Here is a 5,674-nt window from a genome sequence, read left to right as displayed (position 1 = left end):
ACATTGTCACATAGTGCTGGTGTGATACCAGTAATGTGAAACCAAGCACAGTCTTTAAAGATTTCATCCCAGTTAAAATCCGCACTTGTAGCTGTATAAATACTAGAGCCTGCACGATCATAGATAACTTTACTAGGACGTTGGCTAGCCCCTTTTTCTAGATAGTAGATACCAATACGGTCTCCACCACGAGCAATATAAGATGTGTCTACACCATATTTGCGTAATGAATTGATGGCACATTGGCCAATTTCATGATTTGGAAGACGAGTTACGAATTTGGCATCAAAACCATAGTTTGCCAAAGAAACAGCTACATTGGCTTCTCCACCACCGTAAGTTGCACCAAATGTATCCGCTTGTACAAAGCGGTAATATCCTTCGGGTGCTAAACGCAACATAATCTCTCCAAAAGTGACTACTTTTTGTTTCATAATCAACGAACCTCCCTAAGTTTTTCTACGGCTTGTCTTGTCAAAGCTTCCACTTTGTCAAAATCACCGCTCTTAATTATATCACCTTTCACCATCCAGCTACCACCAATGGCTAAGATACGGTCGTATTCTAAGTAGTCTTTCATATTGTTTGCGTTGATTCCACCTGTTGGAATGAATTTCATTTGTGTATATGGAGCTGCGATGGATTTGATCATTTTCAATCCACCGGCTGCTTCAGCAGGGAAGAATTTTACTACATCCAACCCTAATCGGTAACATTTCTGTACATCACTAGGCGTACATGTTCCAGGTGTTACCGGCACATTTTTTTCGATACAGTGTTTTACTACATCTTCATCAAAGCCTGGACTGATGATAAATTGAGCCCCAGCTTCTAATGCTTCATCCACTTGTTCAACAGTTAATACAGTTCCAGCCCCTACTAACATTTCAGGAAATTCTTTACGCATGATTGCGATAGATTCCTTGGCAGCTGCTGTTCTGAATGTAACTTCAGCACAAGGTAAACCACCAGCACATAGTGCTTTCGCCAATGGTTTTGTGTCTTTTGTCTCTTCTAATACAACGACTGGTAAAATACCAATCTTTGAAATTTCTTCTAATACTTTATTCATTGATTAACCCCTCTTATAAACATTCTTTCATGACTTCATAAGTGCCTTTTTCTTCAATTTCAGTTAAAGTTTGAACTACGGCATCTTCAAATCCAGCAATTTGAGTTAAATCTTGTCCCCAGAATGAAGTGTTTGTACATACCGCATGAACTAAATCTTTTACAGAATCATCTTTGTGGTTATAGTAGAATTCTAGAATGTCACGATCATCACTGATTGTGTAAGTATTTCCAGCTGGACGTTTTGCCACTAAACCAGCATCTGTAAGTTCATATCCTCTATAGAATTGAATGTAGAACGCAAAACTTGTCGTAATACATTTTGGAAGCGCATGGTGTTCGTCGATATATCCTAAGAAACTAGGCATAACACGTGCTTTCCATTTAGATGTTGAGTTTAATGAAATGCTCATCAATTCATGATCAACAAATGGGTTGTTGAAACGGTCGGATACGGCTTTCGCAAAGTTTAATAAGTCGTTTTTGTCTAATGTAAGAGTTGGGATGACTTCATCATACAACATTTTGTTCATAAAGCCTTTGATGACTTCATCATGCATACAATCACGAACGATGTTTTGACCTGCTAAATAAGCACCTAGTACAAATCCAGTGTGAGCACCATTTAAGATACGTACTTTTCTCTTTTTGTATGGTGACATGTCCGGAGTTACGAATACTTTGTCGATTAGGCCTGCTTTTTTAAATGGTAATACATCATTTAATTTTTCATCGCCTTCAATGACCCATAAACCGAATACTTCACCAACATCTGTTAATGGATCTGCATAGTGATTTTCTTCTTCTAGACGAGCTACTTCTTGTGGATCGCGGATACGACCTGGGACAATACGGTCTACTAATGAACCGCAGAATGTGCATTCTTCATTTACATATTTTTTGAATCCTTCTTCAAGATTCCATTGTTCAATATATTGGTTCACGCACTTTAATAATTCTTTACCATTGTTGTCAATCAACTCACAAGCTAGCATTAAGATGCCTGGCTTGTTGTTTTTGTAGCGGTGGTATAAAACTTGCGTTAATTTACCAGGAAAACTTGCGGCTGGTTTATCTTCAAATTGACATGAAGGATCGTAGTGGATACCAGCTTCTGTTGTGTTTGAAACGATGATTTCTAGATCGTCACTTGCGGCAACTTTCATCATTTCGTTAAATCCTTCTTCTTGGTAAGGATTTAAACAACGACTGACACTTGAAATGATTCGTTTATCATCAACTTTTTCTCCATTCACACTACCTCTTAAGTGCAATGTGTATAATCCATCTTGTTCGTTGATCATTTCAGCAAGGCCTGGTGCGATAGGTTGAACTAGACAACATTTACCATTCCAGTCTGCTTTTTCGTTTGCCAAATCAAACCAATAATCTACGAATGCTCTTAAGAAGTTTCCTTCACCAAATTGAAGGACTTTTTCTTTGGCATCCTTTAATAGATAACCATCATACCCTACGTTTTCTAGGGTTTTGTAACTTAATTTTTCCATGTTATGATTGTTCCTTTCCTATTATAGAGTAACGCCCTGTTTGAATATTGCCATGTCATGAAAACCGGCTTCTTCACTTTTTACTTTTTTACCACCCGCAACACTTAATACATATTCAAATAAGTCATTGGATAAAGTATCTAGGCTAACGCCTTCAACCAATTCACCACAGTTAAAATCAATCCAGTTTTTCTTATTTGAATACAATCTAGAGTTACTTGAAATCTTAACTGTAGGTACTGGACTGGCAAATGGAGTACCTCTTCCTGTTGTGAATAATACGATGTGAGCTCCACTTGCAGCTAATGCGGTTGCGGCAACTAAATCGTTTCCTGGAGCACTTAATAGATTTAAACCTTTGTTCTTAACACATTGTCCATATTGTAAAACACCAACCACTGGAGCTTTACCAGACTTTTGTGTACAACCTAAAGATTTATCTTCCAAAGTTGAAATTCCACCCTTTTTGTTTCCTGGAGAAGGGTTTTCATAAATCGTTTGATTATGCGATTTAAAGTATTCTTTAAAGTTATTGATCAGATCCACGGTTTCATTGAATAACTCTTCATTTTCACAACGATCCATTAAGATGGTTTCAGCACCAAACATTTCTGGCACTTCGGTTAAGATTGTTGTTCCACCTTTAGAAATCAATAAATCAGAAAAGCCTCCTACTGTAGGGTTGGCACTGATTCCGGATAGTCCATCCGAACCACCACACTTCATACCAATGATCAATTCGCTCGCATCAATTTCTTCTCTTTTATCTTGGCTTACAACGTCGGCTAAATCAGCGATGATGTCTAGAGAATCTTTAATTTCATCTTCATGTTCTTGGGCAACTAAGAACTTAACGCGATCTGTATCATAATCATTTAAATAGTTCTTTAAAACATCAATATTTGAGTTTTCACAACCTAAACCTAAGACCAAAACACCACCTGCATTTGGGTGTTGAATCAAATCTGCAAGAATTTGACGTGTATTTTCTTGGTCATCACCCATTTGAGAACATCCATATGGATGTGTAAACGTACAAATAGCTTCTACGTTACCCTTTACATATTTCTGGGCTTGTCTTTCGATAGACGTAGCAACATTGTTCATGCAGCCAACGGTAGGGATGATCCAAATTTCATTACGAACACCAACTTTACCGTTCTTTCTGCGATAACCCATGAATGTTCGTTTTTCACTAGGTTCTAGTTCTTGCACATTACGATGATAAGAATAAGTTAATAAATCATTTAAGCCAGTTTTCATGTTGTGTGTATGAATCCAGCTTCCTTGCTTGATATCTTCCTTTGCGATACCAATAGGATATCCATATTTAATAATAGGTTGATCTTTTTTAATATCTTTCAACGCAAATTTATGTCCTTGGGCAATATCTTCAATAAGTGTAACCTCTTGTCCATCGACATTACATACCGTCCCTTTTTCTAAAGGACATAGTGCAACAGCTACCAAGTCATCCGAATGAATTTTTATATACTTTTGCACCATTTCTACCTCCTGTCTATAGTTTAAATGTTTGATGTAAGTACTTACACAGAATAACCCTGTTTTTTGAATAAATCAATAGGAAAATTTAAAAAACTTACAAATAAGTATGTTTCACTCTTGTTTTTTGGTAAAATAGAGAAGAAGATGAATAAACCCCTTAAATACGAGCGTGAAAACGATTCCAAAAAGAACTTGACTTATGAAATGTGAACGACTACAATAAAAAATGTGATGTAAGTACTTACAATTCTCAACGTAAAGAAATGGGGTTGAGGAGTGAAACAAATATGAACATTTATGACATTGCCAAATTATCAGGCGTATCCATTGCGACAGTATCGCGTGTAATCAATAATAGTCCTAAAGTCTCAGAAAAGACAAAAAAGAAAGTCTGGGATGTTATGAATGAGTATGATTACACACCCAATGTATTTGCCCGAGGCTTAGGTTTGAATTCGGTTAAAACGGTTGGACTTGTTTGTCCGGATGTATCCGATCGTTATATGGCGAGTGCAATTGCGTATTTAGAAAAGAATTTACGCAAGTATGGATATGACTCAATTTTGATGTGTAGTGGCTTTGATTATGAAGGAAAAGTAGAAGCTGTAAAAATATTATTGGATCGAAGAATCGATGCGATGATATTAGTTGGTTCACATTATGCAGGGGACTGCGGACAGAATGATATTCAATATCTTAAAGATGCTGCCGAAAAAGTTCCTGTCGTACTTATGAATGGTTACGTTCGAGTACCAGGTGTATATTGTGTTTTAACAGATAATTATAAAGCGGTTTATGATACTGTATGTAATCTAATCGAAGTTGGAAGGAAGAAAATTGTGTTTTTGTATGATGCCAATTCGTACAGCACAACGAAAAAATTAGAGGGATATCAAGATGCACTGATTGATAATGGTTTAAAGGTGCAGGAAGAATACAAGGTGTTTATGCCAAATAACGTATTGAAGGCAAGAGATTTACTGGCAAAGAAAAAGTTGGATTTTGATGCCGTCATTGCCAGTGATGATGCGATGGCTGTTGGTGCACTTAAATATGTGCATCAAATCAATAAGTCGATTCCTGAAGATGTCAATATCGTTGGATTCAACAACTCAGAATTATGTGTTTGTTGCTATCCGGAAATGAGTTCTATTGATTCACAAGAAGAAGAGTTAAGTGAAATTGCGGTTGATTCGCTTATTAAAGTTCTTGCGGGAAAATCAGTTCGACAAAAAATGGAGATTCCATGTAAATTTATTAAGCGTAATACAACACAGTTCTAAACATTAGGAGGATTACTGTGAAGTTGATAAAAAAAGTACTTGGAGCGCTTATGTGTCTTGTGTTTATGCTAAGTGCAACAGGTTGTTCTTCAGTTACAAATGGTAAGCGTATCGTTCGTGTTGCGACAATGCAGTCGGAAACGCACCCGGAGTATCTGGGATTATTAAAATTTAAAGAATACGTTGAACAAGAATTAGGGGATAAATATGGTGCGCCAGTTCGGTGCAGTTGATTTAGTTAGGTGAAACTCCTGACCTGGTAACTCTTGGAGCAAAGAGGCCAGTATCTAGTCCTTGGGCATTGTA

The 5,674-nt window shown here is 37.0% G+C and carries 6 protein-coding genes; 2 read left to right on the top strand and 4 right to left on the bottom strand.

Annotation, left to right across the window (positions count from 1 at the left end):
- The 4 genes from ACZQCL_RS05755 to ACZQCL_RS05740 form a co-directional block, all read right to left on the bottom strand.
- Positions 1 to 434 (bottom strand): PfkB family carbohydrate kinase (locus ACZQCL_RS05755; protein WP_482482175.1); only part of this gene is annotated, 434 nt, incomplete at its 3' end.
- A 2-nt stretch (positions 435 to 436) separates the two neighbouring features.
- A complete protein-coding gene (locus tag ACZQCL_RS05750; protein ID WP_482482173.1) occupies positions 437 to 1,072 on the bottom strand; it encodes a bifunctional 4-hydroxy-2-oxoglutarate aldolase/2-dehydro-3-deoxy-phosphogluconate aldolase in 636 nt (211 codons plus the stop codon).
- 13 nt (positions 1,073 to 1,085) lie between these two features.
- On the bottom strand, positions 1,086 to 2,579 hold the full coding sequence (locus ACZQCL_RS05745) for a tagaturonate reductase (RefSeq protein ID WP_306525505.1): 1,494 nt from the start codon (positions 2,577 to 2,579) through the stop codon (positions 1,086 to 1,088).
- A 21-nt stretch (positions 2,580 to 2,600) separates the two neighbouring features.
- A complete protein-coding gene (locus ACZQCL_RS05740; protein WP_482482171.1) occupies positions 2,601 to 4,085 on the bottom strand; it encodes a UxaA family hydrolase in 1,485 nt (494 codons plus the stop codon).
- Between the two features lie 287 nt (positions 4,086 to 4,372).
- Between ACZQCL_RS05740 and ACZQCL_RS05735 the strand changes: the two genes are divergently transcribed.
- Both ACZQCL_RS05735 and ACZQCL_RS05730 read left to right on the top strand, forming a co-directional pair.
- Positions 4,373 to 5,368, top strand: coding sequence for a LacI family DNA-binding transcriptional regulator (locus tag ACZQCL_RS05735; RefSeq protein ID WP_295562762.1), 996 nt, complete (start codon positions 4,373 to 4,375; stop codon positions 5,366 to 5,368).
- A 17-nt stretch (positions 5,369 to 5,385) separates the two neighbouring features.
- Positions 5,386 to 5,601, top strand: coding sequence for a hypothetical protein (locus ACZQCL_RS05730; protein WP_482482169.1), 216 nt, complete (start codon positions 5,386 to 5,388; stop codon positions 5,599 to 5,601).
- The last annotated feature ends 73 nt before the right edge of the window (positions 5,602 to 5,674 follow it).

Source organism: Holdemanella sp. (genome assembly GCF_056804935.1).
This window is presented reverse-complemented; position numbering and strand designations above follow the sequence as displayed.

Bases quoted from the DNA above. Each gene is read 5' to 3' on its own strand.
- ACZQCL_RS05750 (WP_482482173.1), bottom strand. From the start codon at position 1,072: ATGAATAAAGTATTAGAAGAAATTTCAAAGATTGGTATTTTACCAGTC.
- ACZQCL_RS05745 (WP_306525505.1), bottom strand. From the start codon at position 2,579: ATGGAAAAATTAAGTTACAAAACCCTAGAAAACGTAGGGTATGATGGT.
- ACZQCL_RS05740 (WP_482482171.1), bottom strand. From the start codon at position 4,085: ATGGTGCAAAAGTATATAAAAATTCATTCGGATGACTTGGTAGCTGTT.
- ACZQCL_RS05735 (WP_295562762.1), top strand. From the start codon at position 4,373: ATGAACATTTATGACATTGCCAAATTATCAGGCGTATCCATTGCGACA.